The organism is Neochlamydia sp. EPS4 (assembly GCF_000813665.1).
Classification (GTDB): Bacteria; Chlamydiota; Chlamydiia; order Chlamydiales; family Parachlamydiaceae; genus Neochlamydia.
This window is the reverse complement of record NZ_JSDQ01000041.1, coordinates 1-21,485: the sequence shown is the minus strand read 5'-3', so window position 1 is coordinate 21,485 and position 21,485 is coordinate 1. Positions and strand designations below refer to the sequence as shown.

General features: G+C 37.6%; 19 protein-coding genes, 3 tRNA genes and 1 riboswitch. Of the genes, 13 read left to right on the top strand and 9 right to left on the bottom strand.

What is annotated here, in order from left to right; translation table 11 throughout:
• Positions 1 to 12: 12 nt before the first annotated feature.
• A riboswitch (cobalamin riboswitch) is annotated at positions 13 to 201 on the bottom strand.
• 346 nt (positions 202 to 547) lie between these two features.
• The 3 genes from DB42_RS03885 to DB42_RS03870 all read left to right on the top strand — a co-directional run bounded on the left by DB42_RS03885 (position 548) and on the right by DB42_RS03870 (position 2,863).
• Positions 548 to 1,534: a hypothetical protein gene (locus DB42_RS03885; RefSeq protein WP_044881827.1), complete on the top strand. Its 987-nt coding sequence runs from the start codon at positions 548 to 550 to the stop codon at positions 1,532 to 1,534.
• 70 nt (positions 1,535 to 1,604) lie between these two features.
• Positions 1,605 to 2,036: a hypothetical protein gene (locus tag DB42_RS10335; RefSeq protein WP_052435964.1), complete on the top strand. Its 432-nt coding sequence runs from the start codon at positions 1,605 to 1,607 to the stop codon at positions 2,034 to 2,036.
• A gap of 311 nt (positions 2,037 to 2,347) precedes the next feature.
• Positions 2,348 to 2,863 (top strand): GyrI-like domain-containing protein, encoded by a 516-nt coding sequence (locus DB42_RS03870; RefSeq protein WP_044881825.1) that lies wholly within the window; start codon positions 2,348 to 2,350, stop codon positions 2,861 to 2,863.
• Between the two features lie 548 nt (positions 2,864 to 3,411).
• Here the strand turns inward: DB42_RS03870 and DB42_RS03865 are convergent.
• Positions 3,412 to 3,500 (bottom strand) — tRNA-Ser (locus DB42_RS03865).
• Between the two features lie 229 nt (positions 3,501 to 3,729).
• On the opposite strand from DB42_RS03865, the gene DB42_RS03860 reads away from it, so the two are divergent.
• The 3 genes from DB42_RS03860 to DB42_RS03850 all read left to right on the top strand — a co-directional run bounded on the left by DB42_RS03860 (position 3,730) and on the right by DB42_RS03850 (position 6,727).
• Positions 3,730 to 4,620, top strand: a complete 891-nt coding sequence (locus DB42_RS03860; protein WP_044881824.1) for a metal ABC transporter solute-binding protein, Zn/Mn family — start codon at positions 3,730 to 3,732, stop codon at positions 4,618 to 4,620.
• Positions 4,621 to 5,126: 506 nt separating this feature from the next.
• Entirely contained in the window at positions 5,127 to 5,855 is a 729-nt protein-coding gene (locus DB42_RS03855) for a metal ABC transporter ATP-binding protein (RefSeq protein WP_039385946.1), read from the top strand.
• Positions 5,852 to 6,727: a metal ABC transporter permease gene (locus tag DB42_RS03850; RefSeq protein WP_044881823.1), complete on the top strand. Its 876-nt coding sequence runs from the start codon at positions 5,852 to 5,854 to the stop codon at positions 6,725 to 6,727. The genes DB42_RS03855 and DB42_RS03850 overlap by 4 nt, the downstream gene beginning before the upstream one ends.
• Positions 6,728 to 6,783: 56 nt before the next feature.
• On the opposite strand, the gene DB42_RS03845 is transcribed toward DB42_RS03850, so the two are convergent.
• Positions 6,784 to 6,871 (bottom strand) — tRNA-Ser (locus DB42_RS03845).
• A 425-nt stretch (positions 6,872 to 7,296) separates the two neighbouring features.
• Positions 7,297 to 7,512 (bottom strand): hypothetical protein, encoded by a 216-nt coding sequence (locus DB42_RS03840; RefSeq protein WP_044881822.1) that lies wholly within the window; start codon positions 7,510 to 7,512, stop codon positions 7,297 to 7,299.
• A gap of 247 nt (positions 7,513 to 7,759) precedes the next feature.
• On the opposite strand from DB42_RS03840, the gene DB42_RS03835 reads away from it, so the two are divergent.
• Entirely contained in the window at positions 7,760 to 8,182 is a 423-nt protein-coding gene (locus DB42_RS03835) for an F-box-like domain-containing protein (RefSeq protein ID WP_044881821.1), read from the top strand.
• Between the two features lie 261 nt (positions 8,183 to 8,443).
• Here the strand turns inward: DB42_RS03835 and DB42_RS03830 are convergent, their stop codons facing one another.
• A complete protein-coding gene (locus tag DB42_RS03830; protein ID WP_044881820.1) occupies positions 8,444 to 9,547 on the bottom strand; it encodes an acetate/propionate family kinase in 1,104 nt (367 codons plus the stop codon).
• Between the two features lie 683 nt (positions 9,548 to 10,230).
• Between DB42_RS03830 and rfbC the strand changes: the two genes are divergently transcribed.
• Entirely contained in the window at positions 10,231 to 10,779 is a 549-nt protein-coding gene (gene rfbC / locus DB42_RS03825) for a dTDP-4-dehydrorhamnose 3,5-epimerase (RefSeq protein ID WP_044881819.1), read from the top strand.
• The gene (gene rfbD / locus DB42_RS03820) at positions 10,776 to 11,636 is read left to right on the top strand and encodes a dTDP-4-dehydrorhamnose reductase (RefSeq protein ID WP_044881818.1); all 861 of its coding nucleotides are present in this window, start codon (positions 10,776 to 10,778) and stop codon (positions 11,634 to 11,636) included. Before rfbC ends, rfbD begins: the two co-directional genes overlap by 4 nt.
• Positions 11,637 to 11,751: 115 nt before the next feature.
• On the opposite strand, the gene obgE is transcribed toward rfbD, so the two are convergent.
• From obgE to rplU, 3 genes are all read right to left on the bottom strand, one after another.
• A complete protein-coding gene (gene obgE / locus DB42_RS03815) occupies positions 11,752 to 12,753 on the bottom strand; it encodes a GTPase ObgE (protein WP_044881817.1) in 1,002 nt (333 codons plus the stop codon).
• A 103-nt stretch (positions 12,754 to 12,856) separates the two neighbouring features.
• The gene (gene rpmA / locus DB42_RS03810) at positions 12,857 to 13,108 is read right to left on the bottom strand and encodes a 50S ribosomal protein L27 (protein WP_039385956.1); all 252 of its coding nucleotides are present in this window, start codon (positions 13,106 to 13,108) and stop codon (positions 12,857 to 12,859) included.
• Between the two features lie 12 nt (positions 13,109 to 13,120).
• Positions 13,121 to 13,450, bottom strand: coding sequence for a 50S ribosomal protein L21 (gene rplU / locus DB42_RS03805; RefSeq protein WP_039385975.1), 330 nt, complete (start codon positions 13,448 to 13,450; stop codon positions 13,121 to 13,123).
• Positions 13,451 to 13,853: 403 nt separating this feature from the next.
• On the opposite strand from rplU, the gene DB42_RS03800 reads away from it, so the two are divergent.
• Positions 13,854 to 16,118 carry a hypothetical protein gene (locus DB42_RS03800; RefSeq protein ID WP_044881816.1) on the top strand — a complete coding sequence of 755 codons (2,265 nt, stop codon included), beginning with the start codon at positions 13,854 to 13,856 and terminating at the stop codon, positions 16,116 to 16,118.
• 812 nt (positions 16,119 to 16,930) lie between these two features.
• Here the strand turns inward: DB42_RS03800 and DB42_RS03790 are convergent.
• Positions 16,931 to 17,003 (bottom strand) — tRNA-Phe (locus DB42_RS03790).
• Positions 17,004 to 17,068: 65 nt separating this feature from the next.
• A complete protein-coding gene (locus DB42_RS03785; protein ID WP_044881814.1) occupies positions 17,069 to 19,165 on the bottom strand; it encodes a S41 family peptidase in 2,097 nt (698 codons plus the stop codon).
• Between the two features lie 229 nt (positions 19,166 to 19,394).
• Between DB42_RS03785 and DB42_RS03780 the strand changes: the two genes are divergently transcribed.
• The 3 genes from DB42_RS03780 to DB42_RS03770 form a co-directional block, all read left to right on the top strand.
• Positions 19,395 to 20,123: a ScpA family protein gene (locus tag DB42_RS03780; protein WP_044881813.1), complete on the top strand. Its 729-nt coding sequence runs from the start codon at positions 19,395 to 19,397 to the stop codon at positions 20,121 to 20,123.
• Positions 20,124 to 20,129: 6 nt separating this feature from the next.
• Entirely contained in the window at positions 20,130 to 20,873 is a 744-nt protein-coding gene (scpB, locus tag DB42_RS03775; protein ID WP_238578985.1) for an SMC-Scp complex subunit ScpB, read from the top strand.
• A gap of 338 nt (positions 20,874 to 21,211) precedes the next feature.
• Positions 21,212 to 21,485 (top strand): IS630 transposase-related protein (locus tag DB42_RS03770; protein WP_044881812.1); only part of this gene is annotated, 274 nt, incomplete at its 3' end.

The window sequence follows — 21,485 nt, the reverse complement described above, 5'->3', positions numbered from 1 at the left end:
TTTATAAAAAAGATGCGATGAGCAAAGATAAGCAGGTCTTCTGACTCTGAGATCATCCTACTTGCCAGCCTTCCCACTAATAAAAGCAGTGGCATTTTAGCTTTCGTCACTCATTACAGCGGCGTTACCGCACAGGATTTACACCTGTTTCCCTATTCTCTTCTAGCCTTAACTAAAAGCACTTATCTTAAATCCAATGAATTTCTCATTGTGCTAGTAAATATATACGTTGCCAAGATTTTGTCAATAGGAATCAAGAATCTGAACGGTTTTCTTAAACTTTTCATGCCATTAAAAAAATTTTGAGAAGGATACAATCTGCCCCTCCCTATTTTAGCTAGATAGCCAAAAGCTTATATTGCTGGAGAGAAAAAAGAAAAAAGTGTATCAATTTGCAAGCAGTTAATCTTAATGCTTTTTTAGAGAGTGCCTCAGGAAAGTCCGCTTCCCACTAAATTTCTTGAAGAATAAAAAAGCAAGCCGATAGGCTTTAATATTTATTAAAGAATCTTTTTAACAGTCATTCATTTTATTTTAAGGAATAGCGATGAGTTCCCTTACGATTTCTTCAGAGAGGTCCCCTTTTATTCCCTCTTCCCTTAGTCAAGAAAAAACTACACGCTTTCCAAGGGAGAGTTTGCAGAGATTTTCCCCAGAGGTTATCCTTGGTCTTATGCAAAGACGGGGAGATTTGGACAATCCTCTTTCTTCTTATAAAATTAAAGGGACGCCATCCCGAGGAGAATGGCATTACTTTAAGTCTCCTAGAAGAAACCTTCCTTCTTCTAGCTTATCCTCTAAAGCCCCTATACTTTCTTCTGAGTGCGCCAGAAGTGAGAAAATTAATTTTTTTTCTAAGGAAGCAATTAAAGAAATTGGTTGTGAGACAGTTATATTAACAATTGCTCATCTTTTAAAAGCGCTAAATTCTTCTGGCTTTCAAGAAATTAAAATAGGAGGCATCCCAGCTACAGCTTTGCTACCTATCCTGATGATTAACTTTAATAGATTGGCCCCTCAATTTCCTGCAGAGAAAGTTCATTTATATGGCCTGGGGTATTCTGCTGAGCAAAAAGAATTTCTAAATTTAAGTATTGAGGCTCTTTTAAAATCCAGAGGGAAGAAAAACATTACTATTACTGGCTTTAGTGAGACTAATCTTTTTCAAAACATAAACTTGCAAGAAAAGTATGAACGTCATATTGGCACATTTGACATTATTTATAATAATCTCTCTTTAGATAAGCTTTCAGAGCTTAAGGCTCTTTTAAAAATAGGAGGAGCCCTAATTTTTAAAGAAACTCTTAATATACAAAAAAGAGCAAAATCGCATGAAAATTTGCTCTCTGAAGAAGAAAATAATTATTATAAAGAGTTTCAAGAAATTTTCGACAGCATCCATGCTCCTGTTGAGCATCATCTTCCCCTCTATGCAATATGTAAAAAAATCCTGCAAAGTGGTTTTCATTTCTACAAAAGAAATATTAGCTCCTCTTATCAACCTACCTATGTTTTTCTTTTAATAAATAAATAGCTTGATTAAGGAAAGAGTCTAGTGTACTTATTCAATAGCAGGAAAACCTAAAGATAAGCTGAGGATAGGAATGAAATCGCCCAACTTTCGTAATCAATTATATAACAATGCGGTAGCTATCATTAGCTTAATAGTGGCCGTTATTGCTTTAGCTGTAAACACCTGGCGCTTAGAGCAAACGGAAAGAAACCGAAACACCCGCCAAGCAGGCTTTGAAATGCTTAAAAACTTAGGGGGATTGCAAGCCGTTGTTAACACCACTTTATATAAAGAAACGCATTCAAAAATAGAGGCTATTGAGGGATGGAATTATATTGCTATGATGAGTGACATTGTTATTCTTCTCCCCTCCCCTGTCCCAGAGAATCTTAAACAGCTGGCTAAAATATGGAGTGTGCATTGGAAAAACTTAGCTACAAACCATAATGGTGTCTCTCAGGTTAATCATCAAATAGATACAACAAGAGAAGCCGTTATGCATGCTTTAAATCAATTACATTAAAATTAAGGTTAATTTCCAAAAAAAATAAAGGGTCCCTAGGATAAAAGCCTAGCCATAGGGGATCAAGCTAAAAGATTCAAATGCTTTGAAGAAGTAGGAAAGATTAGGAAAGCTTTTTCCTATTCTTCGTAAGAGGGTTTTTATATGATATTTTCTACATTTAACTTTTCTAGCTAAATTGTGAAGAGAAAAGTAATAAATTTGCTCCTTTAGCTGAGTTAAAGAGGCGTTTATCAAAATGGTTACATTTATTGCCCAGGAAATGTAGAAGATTTAACTAAAACTTTGAGGATCTTAAAGGAATTTAGCTTATGCGCAAAACGATAATACAATTATCAGAAATTAAACTGGTAGGCATTACAAGCCGCACTAACAATTCATGGGAGAAGGACCCCTCCTCTGCTAAAATTAGCCCAACGATCCAAAGGTATTTTCAAGGTGCATGTTCAGAAAAAATTCTTTATCGCGCCAAGCCAGGTACAACCTATTGCGTTTATACCGATTATGAATCTGATTTTAATGGAGATTATACTTATTTTATTGGTGAAGAAGTCAATAAATTCGATGCAATGGCTGAAGGATTTTCCGCCCTTGTTATACCTGCTCAAAATTACGTAAAATTCATAAGCAATCCAGGTACTCTACCTTCCCTATGCATTAATATGTGGCAAGAAATTTGGTCGATGTCCGCCCAGGATTTGGATGGCGAAAGAGAATATTTGGCTGATTTTGAGATTTACGATGATCGTGCAAGCGATCACCAGAATGCAATACTTGATATTTACATTGGCATTAAAAGCGAAAATCAAAAGCCTCCTTGCACTTAAGTGGTAAGATTTAAAAAATGGCGATTTTTTTCTCAGGTTTTCCTACTATAAGCCCTAGCCCCTTACCCCAGGTAAGGAGCTAGAAAGACTTTACGAATACCCATAGAACTTGCTTGATTATACTTACCTATTAAAATTAGTAAACCCTCACTCATCTAAACTTAAAGCAAGACTGTATTTCTCTTGAGGCAATGTCCAGGTTCATCGGGCAAGCCTTATAATTATTAGTATAGCTCTTATATTTTGATAAAGGATTTGTCTAGAACAGAGTATGGTAGAGGTTCTAAAATAGCGTTTTGCATGCTTAAAAATGTGTTAACTTTTAAGTTGGGTAAACTCAAAAAATTAATACATTTTACTAAGTGTTGTGGAAGGTGAAAGAAGGACAAAGTGTGGAAAAACTTAAGCCCAATAAAAAGAGAAAGCAAAGCAGATCTAGGAGTTTAAAATTTATGTCCTCTTCTGAAAAGCCTGCCAAATGCAAGGCTTTAAAGCTTTATCTGTCTTATGCTGAAGTAAAAGAGAAAAATTTACTCAGGTAAATAGGACGGAGAGGGTGGGATTCGAACCCACGGTACGTTTAAAAGCGTACACACGCTTTCCAAGCGTGCTCCTTAAGCCACTCGGACACCTCTCCAAGATTAAGGAATCTGCAGTAGATTAATCCATCTTTAAAATAAGTTGCAAGGATAAAAAATTTTAAGCGTTTGATCTTTCATTTTTTTCATTAGCAAATTGCATCCATTGCTACATGAGAAAACTTTTATGAACTTTTTTCAAGATCTTTATTTATATTATAATTACTTGCTTTAATTCTTAATTCTCAGCATAGTGAAGGTAAATTATTTATCTTATAACTATAATTTATGATGATAAGCTTTAAAAAACATTTAATATTTTTTGCTATTTTCTTCTCTTCTTTTTTGCTATCCCATCAGATATTTTCTAGTGAAAATTCAGCGCGCTCTCAATATGTGCTAGTGAGCGTAGCCCCTCATAAATTTTTTGTAGAAAAGCTTGCAGGGTCTACTCTTCAAGTAGGAGTTATGGTGCCTGCGGGCGCTAGCGCTCATACTTATGAGCCGACGCCTAAACAGATGTTAGAGGCTACTCAAGCTGATCTTTGGTTTTATGTAGGAGAAGGATTTGAGCCAAAAGTTAAGTCAGCCTTAAAAAGCTATAATCCGCGCATGCAATTGATCGATTTAAGACAAAATCTTGATCTTATTTCTTATGAGAGCAAACACCCTCACCATTGCTGTCACTCGCAGGAAAACAGCTATGACCTGCATTATTGGCTAAGTCCCATTCAAGCTAAAATTCAAGCTACCACTATTGCAGAAGCTTTAATTAAAACCTATCCAGAAAATGCCTTGCTCTATCAAAGCAATTTAGCTCATTTTCATCAAGAGCTCGATCACCTCCATGAGGAGATTCATACTCTTTTAAGTAAGCCTCATAATTCTGTTTTAATGGTCTCTCATCCAGCTTATGCTTATTTTTGCCGTGAATATAATTGTCGACAGCTTTCTATTGAGTTTGAGGGCAAAGATCCTACCCCTCAACAGCTTACTCGATTGATTAAAGAGGCGCAAAGTAATCACATAAAAACTATTTTCGTGCAAGTTCAATACAGTAGTAAAGGGGCCAAATTAATTGCTGCCCAATTAGGTGCTCGCCTAGTTAATCTAAATCCGTATGCTGAAAATTATTTGGAAAGTATGCGAGAGATTGCCAAAGCTTTTGGGGCCTCTTAAAAAAATTTGACCCCATTTTTCCTATGCTTAAGAGAAGGCTTTGACAAATATTCTTTCATCTTAAAGCTTACCCTCTGTTTTTCTTGAGTGTATGGGCAGCTAAGCTTTTACCTTACTTTTTCTTCTATCAAATAGCCTAGGAGAAGAAAGTACATCAAACTTTCCTGTCTGCAATTGGTCTCCTAATAGAAAGCTTGCCTGCACACCTAAAGCTGGGTGTATGTATCTAATTTCCTGAAGAATTTTGCCCCTTATCATTTACGCCCTTCCTTCTTAAATTTTGCTGACAGCCGATCTATTTAAACACCATCCTATATAACAAAAAAACTACTCGTGGTAATCAAATCAAGAAATCCAGGACTTAAAATTAACCAAGCTATTTAATTTTCTGATCGTGCAGATTCAAAAATATGGGTTAATTTTCAGGACTTCAGAGATAGATGGACAAATTAATTCTGAAGACTTTAATATAAAAGACCATTAATTTAGTCTAAAGGCTTTTCTTGATGCCTCCTGTTATCCATATAGATCATCTCAATTTCGCCTATGCCGAAACGCCCGTTCTTACTGACATCCATTTAACTATTGAGTCGAATGATTTCATCGGTATCATAGGACCCAATGGAGGGGGCAAAACCACCCTTCTTAAGCTGTTAATGGGATTTTTAAAACCCTCTTCAGGCAAAATAGAAATTTTAGGGTCACCTCCTCAATCCTCTCGTCATCAAATTGCCTATGTTCCTCAGACACACCGTTATGATCGCGAGTTTCCCATTTCAGTTTTAGAAGTGGTGTTAGCCGGGCGCCTTTCTAAACTTCCCTGGTATGGAAAGTTCTCTTCAGCTGATAAAGAAGCTGCTAAAGAAGCTTTAAACCGCGTAAAGCTGCCTAACTTTTATAACAAACCTTTTGGTACATTATCAGGTGGGCAAGCTCAGCGAGCATTGATTGCTAGAGCTTTAATCTCCGATCCGCAGCTACTGCTGTTAGACGAACCGACAGCCCATGTGGATTCACAAGCAGAAGCTGACATTTATGATATTTTATACAGCCTTCGCCAAAAAATGGCTATTCTTATGGTAACCCATGATTTAAACACTGCGATCGAACAAGTAAAACAGGTTCTTCTCGTCCAAAACACAGCTTTATTGTTAAAGCCAGAAGAAGTTTGTGAACATTTCGCTATGGGTCTTTACCATTCACCTTTGATTCAGTTAAAGCGAGAAATTCAATGACCTCTTTTTTTGACGCCTTACATACCAATCCGCTTTTATTAGCAGCTATATTAGCTGGAATAGCAGCTTCATTTGTAAGCGGAATTATAGGCTCTTATGTGGTAGTAAAAAGAATTATTTTTATTTGTGGCAGCATCTCTCATGCAGTTCTTAGTGGAATAGGCATTTGCTTATGGTTAGAAAGGGCTAAGGGCTTTGTAGGGGTCTCGCCTTTGCTAGGTGCTCTTATTGCAGCCATAGTTTCTTCTTTGCTCATCGGATGGATTCATCTTCATTATCGCCAGCGTGAGGATACTGTCATTGCTGCCATTTGGTCAATAGGTATGGCAGTAGGGATTTTATTTATTTCGCAAACCCCTGGTTTTAACGTTGAACTCACCAATTTTCTTATTGGAAATATCTTATGGGTCACTCCTACTGATCTAAAAATTTTACTTACCTTAGATATCGTCATCTTTTTAACCGTGCTTTGTCTCCATAAACGCTTTTTAGCCATTTGTTTTGATGAAGAACAAGCTCAGCTCCAAGGCATCTCTGTTAATTCACTTTATCTTTTATTGCTGGTGTTAACGGCTGTTTCTATTGTGCTTTTGATTCAAGTGGTGGGTATTATCTTAGTGATGACCATGCTTACCATCCCCGCTGCGATTGCCAATCTATTCACAACCAGGCTTTCTCAAATGATGGCCATTGCTATTTGTATCAGCGCAGGATTTTGCTTTTTCGGAATGCAAGCAGCTTTTTATATGGATTGGCCCGGTGGAGCGACGATTGCGCTAGTAGCAGGCTTAACTTATGTGCTCACCTTACTAGGAAAATATGGGATAAAAAGAGCTCGGAAGACTAGCTTAGCTATCTCTTCCGATAAATAAAATAAGAGTAAGATGTATTACAAGTTTTGTTAACTTGCATAGCCTTAAGTTAACTACGGAAAGAGAGGGATTCGAACCCTCGATACCCTTGAGAGGTATGCGTCCTTAGCAGGGACGTGCTTTCGGCCACTCAGCCATCTTTCCATAAATACGCTGATTAAACAGATATCCTAGCGTGCAGACTGTTTTTACGCAACCCTTTATATAGAAAAAGAGAAGTTTTTAACAAGAAAACCGATTTAAGACTCTACAAAATTCCTCGGCCTTGCAATTTCTTGCTACACTCTAAAATCCTGAAACAAAAGGTAAAGCCATCCTTAAAGCTTTTAAGAATAATTCCATAGCACTCTTTTATCTGGGTAATCGGCAACTTTTTATGGTGATTAGATATCCTCGAAAAGCCTAATAAACAAAAAAGCAGGTAATGTAAGGCGAAGGCTCTAAATAGCTTTTTTGCTGCTTTATTGCCCTTTGCCCTAAATGCTATACTGACGATCTCCTCTACGCCTCTAGAGCTTTTCGATCTAACAAACTAGGCACTAAAGATACAATTTTTTTTTATTTACAGCCTAAAAATAATTATTATAGCTGAGATATCTTCCATCTGAAATTTTTAGCGGATTTCCTAGTAACTCAAAGTATAACCGTGTATGTGAATGCTCTATTTCTGAAGGAAGAGAGGTGAGCTGGTTGTCGTTTAAAGAAAGATAGTACAAATGAAATAAACACCCTATATCGGGAAGAAAAGTGGTAAGCTGGTTATTATCTAAGTCAAAGGCTCTCAACTGGAATAGCTGCCCTAGGCATAGCTTACGTAGAATGGCTAGACTTCTTAAAGATTCTTCGGCAGCATTATTGATTGGACATAGAAATAGCAGGATCTTTCAAGCAATTTCCTTAAAGGCTTACCTTATAATTTGTTTATCATTTATCTAATTATTGGTATTTAATAGGATTTAAATTATTTGATTTTGTTCATGGATGTTACTCTCTAAAAATTTTCTAAATTAACTTTAACGTAGGACTAATTGTATGATGCATTTATCCCCCACACAATCTAACAAAGATATGGTCGCGTATAAATTTTTATCTTTAAGCACATTATTTACTACCAAAGCAAAGACTAGCATTAACCATCTACCAGAAGAGCTGATAATACGGATCTTCTCTTTTTTGTCTCCCCAAGAGGTTAACCACGCTCAAAGCGTATGCCAGAATTGGGAGAAAATAGGAAACAAAACTGCATTATGGGACCGCCTTTACCGTCGAGATTTTAAAAGTAAAATGGGTGAAAAAAAAACAAAGCAAGATTACATAGGTCGCTATAAACTCAAAAAATATCAAATCTTTGTTAAAACAAAAAAGATTGACTCTTCTTATAGCCTTTTACCCATAAGTTTTTTGCCTCTTGTCAATAGAAGAGAAAATGTAGCCAGATTTAAGCTGACAGATTGAAAGGTAGGATTAGTAAGCGGCACAGCGTAAGCCCAACTTTAGATGTGATTCTGCGGGCATCTGCAAAGCCAAAAATGTTTGTAAATAACTGTTTTTCCTAGCATCAATAACTTAAGTAATTCTACCTCCCATGACCGCTTACCCTGAAAGGGAGAAGAATATAGGTGAAATAAAATTATTTTTACCTTTTTACCTCATTCTTTACCGCGCTTGTTTCTCTTTAAGTAACTGCTAACTAGCTCATCATTTTTTAATGAATCTCTATCTTAAATTAAAGCATTCTTTAGCAATTAACCACTCCTCGCGCACATGCACGACAAAAACCTTTACTTTAGAACCGGCTGGTGATATCTCTCCATCATTTTTCCATGTGCCGTTTAAGTTAGAGTCTACTTTAACACCCAAATATTCAAGGCCCTCTATAACCTTTTGCCTTACTGGAGCAGCATTCTCTCCAATTCCTCCTGTAAAACATAGAATATCTAGTCCATTTAAGGTAGCTGCTAAGGCCCCCACCGCTTTTTTCAAACAATGTACATATAGGCCTAAAGCTAAAATTGCTCGCGAATCTTTCCTTTCGGCAGCTTTTAAAATCTTACGCATATCGAAGCTACCCCCAATGCCTAATAAACCTGATTTTTTATTTAAGCAATGGTCCACTTCCTCAACAGTCATGTTTTTCTGCTTTTGGAGATAAAGAATAATCCCAGGATCGATAGAACCACTGCGTGTCCCCATCATTAATCCTTCCAAAGGAGTAAATCCCATGGTCGTATCTATCCCTTTTCCATTTAAAATAGCTGTACAAGAAGAACCATTTCCTAAATGACACGTAATTAATTTATGGCTATCCGAACCTAGTCTCTCTTGAATGGTTTCCATGCAATACTGATGGCTAATTCCATGAAACCCATAACGACGAATTCCCTCTTTAGTCCATTCACTAGGAACAGGATAAGTCCATGCTACTTCGGGCATGCTAGTGTAGAAGGCCGTATCAAATACTCCTATCTGTGTGGCAGAGGGAAAATAACGCTCGGCCTCCTGTATTCCTTCCAAATTTATAGGATTATGTAAAGGAGCTAAATGAGAGAGCTTTTGAAGAAGCTTTATAGTTTCAGGAGTAATAAAAGTAGGCTTTTGAAAGAGAGAGCCTCCATGGACAATGCGATGGCCCACTCTATCAATGGGCGTTGGAACTTCCTCGAATGCTTTCTTAATAGCTGCTCGACGATCTTCCCAGCTATTTTCAAATTCTACACTCTTTTGCCATAAGGGCTCAAGATCGCGCAAAAAAACGCTTTCTGCTTCAAATAAAGCAAATTTAAAAGAGCTTGACCCCCCATTAACCACTAAAATTTTCATGCAAGCCTTTGCTCTGTTAAGTCCCAGTGAAGAAGTAATAATTAAAAATAAAAATTGAAAGGCATAATCATTATCTAAAATGCTTTATACATTATTCTATAAAAACAAAAAAACTTTTTTTAGAATTCTTATTCGGCAGGTAAGCCTTTTCCTATTTTATAATGCCCTAGGTCTGCCACATTATTTCCTATTTAATTTTTCCTCTATCTTTTGCTACTTTGAATTCATCTTTGGAGTCTGGATTCTTTAAAAGCTAAAATAAGCCATCTAAATAATGAGGGCTTTTTTAATATATGTTGTGTGTGTTAGCTACCTATCTTCATTATGCTTTGCTTTAAGCTCAACATAATGTAAATCTACTTGATCTATTTTTTCATAAAGAAAGCAAAAAACCTCTTTTACTTTTGCTCTACTATTAGTCGCATCCTTTAGGCTGAAAAAAATAGTACGTCTACTTACAAACATTATTAAGCTATTAGGGGTAGATACAGAACACGAGAGAAAAAGCAGATAAGAGCCAAGCGGTAAAAGCCAATGATAATAATTTTTTGCTGGCCTATCCTCATAGTGCTAATTATACCAAAACCCTTTTCTCATTATTTAAAAAATTGAGGTTTTTTGATTGTATCAAAACCTGCGCCTTCTTAAGATAATTTATCATTCTCATCCCTAAAGGTAAATTTATGCACGTCCTTGGAACATCTATACCTGAAGTCAAAATTATAGAACCCCAGGTTTTCGGGGATGCCCGCGGCTTTTTTTTTGAAAGCTTTAACCTGACGATGTTTCGCGAAAAAGCTCATATTCATGATGTTTTTGTACAAGACAATCACTCTCATTCTCCTAAACATGTCTTACGTGGACTCCATTATCAGATTCATCAGCCCCAAGGAAAGCTTGTTCGGGTCGTTAGCGGTGAAGTTTATGATGTTGCTGTGGACTTACGCAAACATTCGCCTACCTTTGGTCAATGGGTAGGATTAATATTATCCGCGCAGAATAAACGGATGTTATGGATTCCTAAAGGCTTTGCCCATGGTTTTCTAGTATTGTCAGACCAAGCTGATTTCCTATATAAAGCATCGGATTTTTACGATCCTGCGTCGGAGCGTACAATTATTTGGAATGATCCAGATTTAGCCATCGAATGGCCCCTTCAGGGAGATGTACCTATTCTTTCGGCTAAAGATCAAAAGGGAAATTTATTCAGACATGCCGAGGTATTCCTATGAAAAAAATTCTTATCTTAGGCAAACAAGGGCAAGTAGGCTGGGAGCTCTGTCGCACTCTTTCACCTTTGGGACAGCTTATCACCTATGATCGGAAAGCTTTAGATCTTGCTTCTCCCCTCTCTATTCGCGAGCTTTTAAACGGATTAAAGCCCCATATGATCGTTAATGCGGCGGCCTATACAGCAGTTGATAAAGCTGAAGCTGAGAAGGAAGCTTGTATGGCCATCAATGCACAGGCTCCTCAAATTCTTGCTGAGGAGGCTAAAAAGCTTAATGCGCTTCTCGTTCACTATTCCAGTGATTATGTCTTTGATGGATGCTCGCCCAATCCTTCTACCGAAGATACTGTTCCTAATCCTCAAAATTTTTACGGCTACTCTAAACTTGAAGGAGATCGTGCTATTCAGGCCTCAGGCTGCGCTCACCTAATCTTACGTACTAGTTGGGTTTATGGAAATCGAGGCCGCAATTTTTTGCTAACTATGCTAAAATTAGGTTTAGAGAAAGATACATTAAAGATTGTAGACGACCAAATGGGTGCTCCTACCTGGAGCCGTTTAATTGCAGAAGCTACAGCACAGGTGATGGCCCGTTATGAAGGCCAGGATGGCATTTACAATCTTACCTGCCGCGGAAAAACCTCGTGGTTCGGCTTTGCTAAAGCCATCTTTGAGGGGTATTGTCTTAAAAAAGGAGTAAAGATGCCTACACTTGTAAACATTCCCTCATCAGCCTATCCAGTAGCTGCCCAACGCCCTCATAATTCTTTACTAAGTCACGAAAAAACAGAAAAAACATTTGGCATTCAACTCCCTGATTGGAATGAAACACTGCAGATGTGCCTCGAGGAGGTATAATTTATAGAAGTTGTTAGTGCACAAGCTAGAAAAGTACGCTAGAGCGCTAATTCTTAAGTTTTTTAGAGGCAGCTATTTGTACCCTCTGCCTTAAATCCTTTTAAGAATCATTTAATTACACTTGCTGTTGAATATTTAAACGAATAGCTTCACGTAATTCAGGCAGGCCATTACCCAGCATAGCTGAAATTTGGAAAATCTTCTCCTTAGCAGCAAACTTATTCTTTAAAAAGACTTTAATATGCTGAGAAGCTTCCTCAGCATCTACTTTATTTAACACGATAAGATAAGGACGTTCAAGCATTTCAGGATTATAAGCCTGGATTTCATGACGTAATACTTCAAAGTCTGAGCTGGGATCTCGTCCATCGATACCTGAGGCATCTAAGACAAATAACAAAAGTTTTGTACGTTCTATGTGTCTTAAAAATTCAAAGCCTAATCCTCGATTACAATGAGCGCCTTTGATAATACCTGGAATATCAGCAATAAAAATGCGTTGGTGTTCTTTATAAGTAATAAAACCAAGGTTAGGTCGTAAGGTAGTAAAAGGATAAGGAGCTATTTTTACTTTGACAGAAGCTAAAGAAGAAAACAGTGTGGATTTTCCAGCGTTAGGAAAGCCTACCAATCCTACGTCAGCAATTAATTTTAGCTCTAATTCGATGCTACAGGCTTGGCCTTCGGTGCCTTCTGTGCGCGTATTGGGTGCACGATTAGTAGGAGATTTAAAGCTATCATTACCGCGTCCACCTCGGCCACCTTTACAAATTTCCCACTTTTCTCCATCTAGAGTAAAGTCATGAAGAATTTCACCCGTATGAATATTCTTTACCAAGGTGCCACAAGGAACTTTCAGGATAAGATCTTTACCATTACGCCCTTGCTGGCAATTGGGACCTCCTTCACGGCCATTTTCTGCTTTTAAAATACGGCGATTGCGAAACCACTCTAAAGAAAAAACCTGTGCATCGGCTTGAAGGATAAGCGAACCGCCTTTACCTCCATTGCCACCACACGGCCCTCCCTTAGGGATATACTTTTCCCGCCGCCAAGCAATAACACCATTTCCGCCTTTACCGGCAGCTAGATCTATAGTCACACGATCAACAAACATATTTTTATATAAAAAGGGAAAGTTAAAAGAGAATAATAATTGACAAAGAAGAATGAAGAGAAGAACTAGTGCTCATCATTCCTCTTTCTGTGCTCTAAAATGGTTAGGCTCCAGCTTCGATAGAGATGTAAGTGCGATCGGATTTACGAAAAGAAACGCATCCATCAGCAAGAGCGAAAAGCGTATCATCGCTACCACGGCCTACATTTTTACCTGGGTGCCATTTTGTGCCCCTTTGTCTAACCAAGACACTACCTGTCTTGACGATTTCACCCATACCTACTTTAATTCCCAGACGCTTTGAGTGAGAGTCGCGTCCGTTACGGGTTGAACCCTGTCCTTTCTTATGTGCCATAATTCTCCTTCCTTATGCTTTGGCAATCTCAGTAATTTTTACACGTGCATAATGTTGACGGTGGCCAAACTTCCTGTAATTATTATGACTCGGTTTATATTTTAAGCTTACAACCTTAGGACCTGCTACAATATCTAGCAGCTCACCCATAACTTTGAAGCCTTCTAAAGCTTGGGCACTAACATGGGAAGAGTTTTCTTCACCGACAAAAAGCACTTCAGCAAATTCAACTTTTTCTCCTGGTTCTGCGTCAAGCATTTCTACTTGGATGATGTCATCTTTAGCTACACGATACTGTTTTCCGCCAGTTTTGATAATCGCGTATGATTTGTTGGAACTCATTCTAGCCCCCTTAGGCATTGTAAAACGATAAAGTTTTTTTAAGGAAATCAATAAACTGTATGCAGTATAGCGCATTAGTGGTTTCCAATCAATCGAAATCTAAAGCCATCCAATGAGTCGATCTCTTGTCAATAAAAAAGTGCATCTTAAAATTAGCCAAATACTCTTTTGGGGCAACCTGCTGCCAATGCTTTTCATAAAAATTACCCTACACCTATTTTTTTATATACTTAATAATTGCTAACCCTTTTATGCCTTGTTTGATAACGCGTGAAGTTACAAACTTGTACTACTCCTTCTCTCATAAATTCTTACGCCCTTTAAGCTAAGTTATAAATATATTGAAAATATCCGCGCTAACTCTTAGTATGGATTCATTAAATAAAAAAACTGATTTATAGTTATGCAGGCATTTGCAATCATCCCCTCACTTTTCTACTTACCTTCTTCCCAGCATGCTGGTCGCGAGAAGTTAGCTAAAGCGGAAAAACTGCTGGCTCAAGGCCAGCTTGAAAAAGCGCAAACATTTTTAAAAGAAATTCTTGATGACACTCATCACAACCCAGAAACAATCATTAAAGCCAAGCTAAACAGCCAAATTATCCTTGCATATAATAATGAGGCCAAGTTTAACGAGGGTTTATTCTTAGAACTATTTGATACACTCCGACATTCCAGCTGGCTGGAAGAAGAAGAGAAGCACAAAACTTTATTGAGTATAGAGCTTATCGGGCTTTATAATCCTAGCTTAGCCAATGCTTCATCTATAGAAAACATCATCGATAATTATCCAGAAAGCCATCCTCTTGCAATTTTAGGGAGATTTTGCCTAGCTGAACGCTTACGTATACAATCTACTAATGATGATGAGCAAAAAATATTAAGCTTGTATAAAAGTGTTCATACACAGCAAGTCAGCTCTATATTTACCTACATACGAGGAATAGCCGCCCTGCAAGCCGCAGAGATTATATCCTCTAGCACTTACTCTGGCGAGCAAAGTTGGTTAGATGCCGATGAGTTATACAGTGCAGCCCTAGCAGATTTTTCTCCTCAAGCGCTCACAGACTTTGATGAGAAAAAATGGGATCTTTTTTTTGAATTTTCTCGCCTTATTTTAGAAAAGATCTATCCTTGCCCCTCTCTCACACATCTAGCTTACGTAGGAAAAGCCTATATGTATGGCATGGGCAGCAAAGACTTAAAACCTTCAGTAGAAAAAGCCATTTTTTACTATGAAAAGTCTTTAGAGACTAATATCGCCCTCGAAGGGCAAATAGAGCCTAAGTTCTGCTTAGCAGAGTTGTATTTTTCTCATGGCGAAGCTTCTAAAGCTCTTTCATTTTTTGATGAAGTCATTGATTCTTCTACTCATGATAGCCATATAGCCTATTCTTTTATGTCCAAATGCTCTAAAGCTGATATTTTGCGCCAGGATTTTCCTGATATAACTAAAAATTTGGCACTTTCACAAAGTTTATACCAAGAAGTATTGGAAAGTTCTTATAAAAATGATCTTCTTTTGGCTAAAGCTGGGCTAGGATTAGCCATTATTTTTCGCGATGGAGATGACCGAAATATTCTCAATTGGCCTGATGCTATCTTTTTATTTAAGCAAATCATCGAAGCTAAAGATTATTTAAAAGAAGCTCCTCAACTTGTCAGCCAAGCCCAGTTAAATTACGCAGAAATGTTATATAAAGGGGGTAATGAGATTGAACAATGCTTACCTGAGGCGATGCAATTGTTTACTTGTCTTTTGCTGGATGAAAAGCAGGAAGAAGCAATAATAGCTAAAGGCCTAAATAGCTTGACCCAACTAATAGAAAAAGAGCCTCAGGCTGGACAGATCCAAAAAGTTTTAGATCTATTTGAACAAGTTATCCAGCAGAAACACTTATCCAAAGCCTTAGTTGCTCAGACCTATTATTGCAAAGCTAAAATCTATAGGCTCCAAAATCGGCTAGAAGATGAGCTCTATCATCTTTTTGGAGCCCATATATTTGGTGACTTCATCATGCAACAAACGATTAGCGAAGAAATTCAGCGAAGTCCTTGCACTGCAATTTCCAAAATAGTTGCTTACCATTCAATACTAAAAAATGTAGAAGCAAGCCTTGCACCCGCACCCGATTTTTGGATTCCTCCTTTAGGCCCTCTTTCCCAATTTCTTGAAAGCTTTTTAATTGCTAAGGACCTAAACACCTATGCTATTAAAAAAAGCATTCTTATTGGTTTAATAAAGCATGAGTATCAAATCAACAGCTACATTGATCCCCTCCTGCCTGAACCCATAAAAAATGAATTATATGATGTTTTAGGTAACTTTTGCCTTTCGGCTGCGGATGAACATCCCCACTTAGCTATCAAACTCTTAAGAAATGTGAGCGAAAAAGCCTCATGTTATCCCGCTTCTTTAGGTAAATTAATTAATTTAGTTTATGCCTCTAAACTTGAAAGTTTAAGATCTGAATGGAAAGCTTATGAGGCTATAACCTCTTATTTAGAAAAAGCAAAAAAAGCAAATCGGCTCTCCCCCACCCCTCTCCTTGACCTTCAACATACTGAAAAATGGGAGTTGGCTGCTAGGAAAGAAAAACTTAAGTTTATTCAACAGCATCCCATCGATCGCCTCATTAGCTGCCCCATTAATAGATTCAGCATCTAACTTAATGTTCTGTGATTGTTGAGCCTTATAGGTAGTTTATAGGGGGTTAAGATTTGCTATTCTGTGAGACCTTACCACCTGAATTTTTCAAAAAATTTTTAAATTTAATCATTCCTTCAAAATCATGCCTTTTATACTTTAAGATCGCTTGGATTGCGCATTGACTTAAGTGCAGATAGCTATTTTTGAGGATAGGCTAACAAAAAGAAAAAGAATCATGCAGCTACTCATTTCGGAAAAATCTCTATTTAATTTATAGGGTTCGTATTGTTATTTCAAGAAGACTAGATCTTCGCTGAACTTCAATTCTAAAGTCTCTAAGGCGCCTCAGTCGGAGGAAGCTTATGCATTTGATAATGAAAATATTTAGAGAAAAAAGAGAAGCACAAGTTTTCCAAAAACCTACTTTCTCTTATCAATCTTTTGCCAGGCAGAGCGGGAATTTTTACGTGGGGTAGAGTTGCTCTAACGCCGGCAAAAATAATTTTTTCCGTAAAAAAAAGTCTTCTGCTAGCTGCTTCCATGGTTTGCTAACTAAAGCTGCCCTGCCTCAATCTTCTTCTGACAACAAACTAAAGATAGCTACTTGTAGCTCATTAGGTAGATAATTAAAGTTAGGATAGAAATCTATTCTTATCGCTTTTTTTCAAGGCTCTGCTTGTTCGATTATAAGTTGGGCAAAAAATCTAAACTATAGCTAGCTTTTTAAAGCCCATCTAAATTTTTTAGAATTAAGATGCGATGATGTTAAGCAAAGTCTAATAAGAATAGGACAAAAAAAAGCCGGATTAATAGGATTAATCCGGCTAAAGTGGCCAGAACTGGAATCGAACCAGCGACACAAGGATTTTCAGTCCTCTGCTCTACCGACTGAGCTATCTGGCCAGAGATAAGTAAGCAAGATAGACTATCATCCCTTTTTTATGCAATCCTTAATTTGCTGTAGCAGCTTAAAGAGGAGCAATATCGCCTTTAACCTCTTGATTCTGACGTTTCTTGCTATGCAAATAAATCATATCTTTGAGCACATTTATAGTCTCTTGCATCTGTAGATCTTCTTTGCCGTAATTGTTTGATTCCTTGCCAAGCTCATCTTCGGTAGGCGATCCAAAAAGCGTTATCTCCTCTGTATTTCCTGCTTTCTTTTGTTTTAAAAACATTTGATAATTTTTATTGTTCTCGATGCGATAAGCACTATTTTTCTTTAAATAAGGCAGTATTTCTTGCCAGGTTGAGACCTTGGCTTGAAGAGTAGGCGTATAGTATTTCATATACCAAGACTTTACACTAGGCTCAATATCTTGAAGACTATCTTCAAAACCTGCCTTAATAAGATCGGGCTTCCACGGCTGCTCTAAATATTCCTCTCCAATAGGCTCATCATGATAAGGGCCAGGCACCACGATATCAGCTTTTACTCCCTCCAATTGAGGAGTTTTCCCTGAGACCGTGTAATATTTACCCACGGTCACCTTAAAAAAAGAAGTGGTTTCCCCCTCATTGCCCGTCACCGTTTGACTTTGAATAGTGCCCTTTCCATAAGTATGTTCGTCTCCAACAATTAAGCCTACCCCATAATCTTGTAAAGCTTGTGCCACAATTTCAGCAGCAGAAGCAGTAGCTTTTGAAGTCAAAATAATAAGAGGTCCCTGATAAGCAGTCCTAACATCTATGTCGCGATAAATACGCTTTTCTCCGTCAGAATATTTAGAAATTACAATGATACCGTTGGAAATAAATAGACCAGCTACCTTTACAGCTTGACTAAGAAAGCCCCCACTATTTTCCCGTAAATCTAAAATCAGCCCTCGCAAATTACCTTTTCGATCTAACTCTTTTAAGGCTTTTTGCATATCACTGTCGCTACCCGTTCCATCTTCACCCTGGTAAAAAGAGTGAAGGGTGATAATGCCAATAATGCCGTTGCCCACTTTTTCCTGTTTTACATCTATTCGCTCACCTTTAATAGGAATAGATTCTTTTTTAAGAATGACCGTTTCCTGCTTTTCCATCTGCTTTCCATTTTCTTCTTGGAAAGATCTACTGATGACCAGCTCTATAGAAGGCTCTTTTGAGGCTCTTATTGTGTTCATCACCTCAGGCAACGTTTGGCCGGACGTGGCCTTACCATTGATTTGAAGAAGATAATCATTAGCAAAAATTTTGCCACTTTTGGAAGCCGCTCCTCCTTCGATTAAGGAAGAAATAATTATTCCTTGAGGAGTAGACTGTAAAACCACCCCTATACCATCAAACTCTTTTTCAAGGCGCACTTTCATATCGTAGGCTTCTGTATCACTGTAGAAAGCCGTATGAGCGTCTAAAGAGCTAGCTAAAGCTTTTAAAATATGTAAAGCTAAAGCACTTTCTTTTTTACCTTCACTATACGCCTTACCCTCACTCGTTTGATAGAGATATCCCTCTTCAATATTTTTCAATGCCTGATCAAACATGACAAGGAGTCTGGATTTGTAGTTAGAGACCTGCGCTTTTCCATATCTTTTCTGCTCAGCCTGAATGAAAGTTATCATTTGCTCTTTGGTACGTCTTTTAAGCTGCTCAAAATTAGAAGCAAATGAACCATTTAAATTAAGCTCTAATCCCTCTGTATTTTTATTGCTTGCACCTCGCTCATCTGCTGCTTTGAAAAGCTCTTCGGTATTTTTTATAAGATCTTGGCGATATTGACGTGCCCGCAGGATAGATCTTTGAATGACCGCATTAAGCTTTTCAAAAGAAGAAAAGTCTTCATTTTTGTAGGCGGTAATGTAGATTTCCATTTGCTCAGAAGATAATCCAAGGAAAGGCTCTACCTCCGTGTAGGTTAAATAGGTACGATCAGGATCGAACTGATCGATATAATTTTTAAAAGCATTTCTTAAGATTTTCTCGTTAATCGTTTTCTGACCTAAATGCTCAGCAAAGATCTGCCGCATAATTTTGCTAATATCTTGCCTTTTAAGCTGATCGGGTTCCTGGCCCAAAAGAAAAGAATTAACTAGAAAAATAAAGATGATAAATAAACTAAAACGATTAAGCAAGCGCATATCTTCAATCCTAATTTGCTAATAATAAATCACTTGTGAAACAAAAACTCTTCACCTCTTTCTGGATTATAGAGAGCCTCAGGTTTAACAACAACATTTTTGAAAAATTATAAAATTATTTTTATCAGCCATTTATTCTTATCCTCGATATACTGATTTTAATGCCTTTTTTCTTAAAGGTAAGATTTTTATATTTATAGAGAATTCTTGCTCTAGTAGACTTATTGATATGAAAAACTTATATAGTGAAGATGTATTTGCTCTAGAAAACTTTGAAGGATCGCTGGATTTTTTGCTCCATCTTGTTCAAAAGCATGAAATTGATCCCGTCGAAATTTCTTTAAAAAAAATTACTGAGCAGTATATCCAAAAGCTAAAGGAATGGCAGGCCTCCTCTGTGGATTCAGGGGCTGAATTTATTGCTTCGGCATCCTTTCTTTTATGGCTTAAAAGCCGTATGCTTCTGCCTACGCATGAACAGCCTCTCTCTTTGGGAGAGGAAGAGCATGATCCCCGTTTTGATATTATTCATCAATTACTTGACTATTGTCGTTTTAAGGAAGCAGCTAAAAACCTTACTCAGCTGGAGATGTCTCAAAGTGCTTATTATTTACGTGAGCCAGAGCCCCTAGGAGAAAATAACAAACCGTTGGGTATCGAGCATTTGACTTTAGAAGACTTAGCGGATCTCTTTAAGCAAGCTTTAGCTAAAGCACCGATCAAAACGGCAAAATTTATTCAAGAAGAAGAGTGGAAAGTTGCTGATAAAATTAAAGCTATTCGTCAATATTTAAACGTCAATCATCAGCTTGAAATCGAACAACTTTTTTTAAATGCTACAAGCAAGCTAGAAATTATTGTTATCTTCCTGGCTGTACTTGAACTGATGAAAATTGGTGAGAGCTATTTAATCAAGAATGTTGCCTCTCAGAAAATACTATTATGCGTGAAATTATAAATATTTATGGCTAAAGAAATTAACTTTTTCGAACAACAAATGGAAACGACGGCAAGCGAATTAATTCCTGTGCTTCCTTCTGAGGATCTTCCTCCTTCTCCTCCAGAAAAGCTTACAGCTCCTAAAGCCTTCTCTCCTAAAAAGCAATATGTCCAAGGCTCTCTTCCAGGCATTCCCGTTAATAATCAGGCTATAGAACAAAAATCCACTGAAAAAACTACAAGAACACGCCTTAAAAGAATCATAGAAGCCCTGCTTTTTGTCAGCCGTGAGCCGCTTAGCTTTAATAAAATCCGCGAAGTGCTGGATGCTGTTGAGCCTCTTAAACCCCGTCAAATTCAAGACTTATTGCAAGAGCTAGCGGAAGAATTTATCTTGCAACAGCGCGCCTTTAGATTAGAAGAAATTGCCCAAGGCTATATTTTACGTACCTGTAAAGAATATAGCCCTTACCTAGATTTACTTTTTCGTAATAAGCGCACGGAGAAGCTTTCCCCCGCTGCTGCTGAAGTGTTAGCCATTATTGCTTATCGGCAACCTATCACCCGTCCTCAAATTGATGCTATTCGCGGTGTAGATAGCTCGGGTACCCTTCAAAGTTTGTTGGAGAGGCAACTTGTCGAATCTGTAGGCCGCTTAGAGGCACCCGGCCGCCCTACTCTCTACGGAATCACTCCCTATTTCCTTAAACACTTTGGACTCCGGGATTTAAAAGAACTGCCTGGTTGGCAGCCTCCTGTAGAAAGTTAAAATACAATTAAAATATTCACTTCCCTAATAACTAACACCTATGAATGCCAAAATTACGATTCTGTATGGCGTTAATTATCAAAATTTAATAGCATGATAATTGGCCTACTTCTTCGTAGCTCACCCTCTTCAAAATCAAATGAAGTTTGCTCTAGCTTTTCGATTGTAGAAAAATTGGGTCTCAGAATTTCAGCAATTTCTACCTTCTTATTGCTTCTATTACACTATCCCTTTTCAAGGCTAAGGGATTACATAAAGCCTATTGACAGATCCTTTTGCAACTTAATTATAGTTATTTGAATTCTATTTTTCTAAGGATATATGTATAATCAATTGGCATGGTATATTCACACGATTTAAGAAAAAAAGCTTTGAATTATATAGAGAATGGCGGCTCAATGGCCACAGCTAGTGGGGTGTTTGGCGTAACAGTTCGCACGTTAACAAACTGGATTAAGCGGAAAAAACAAGGTTGCCTAGCTCCTAAAAAAAGACGGCAGAGCCCCAGTAAAATTGATAGTGAAAAGCTAAAATTATATATAAAACAAACTCCGGATGCATACCTTAGAGAAATAGCTGAGGCATTCGGAGTGACAATAACTGCAGTTTTTT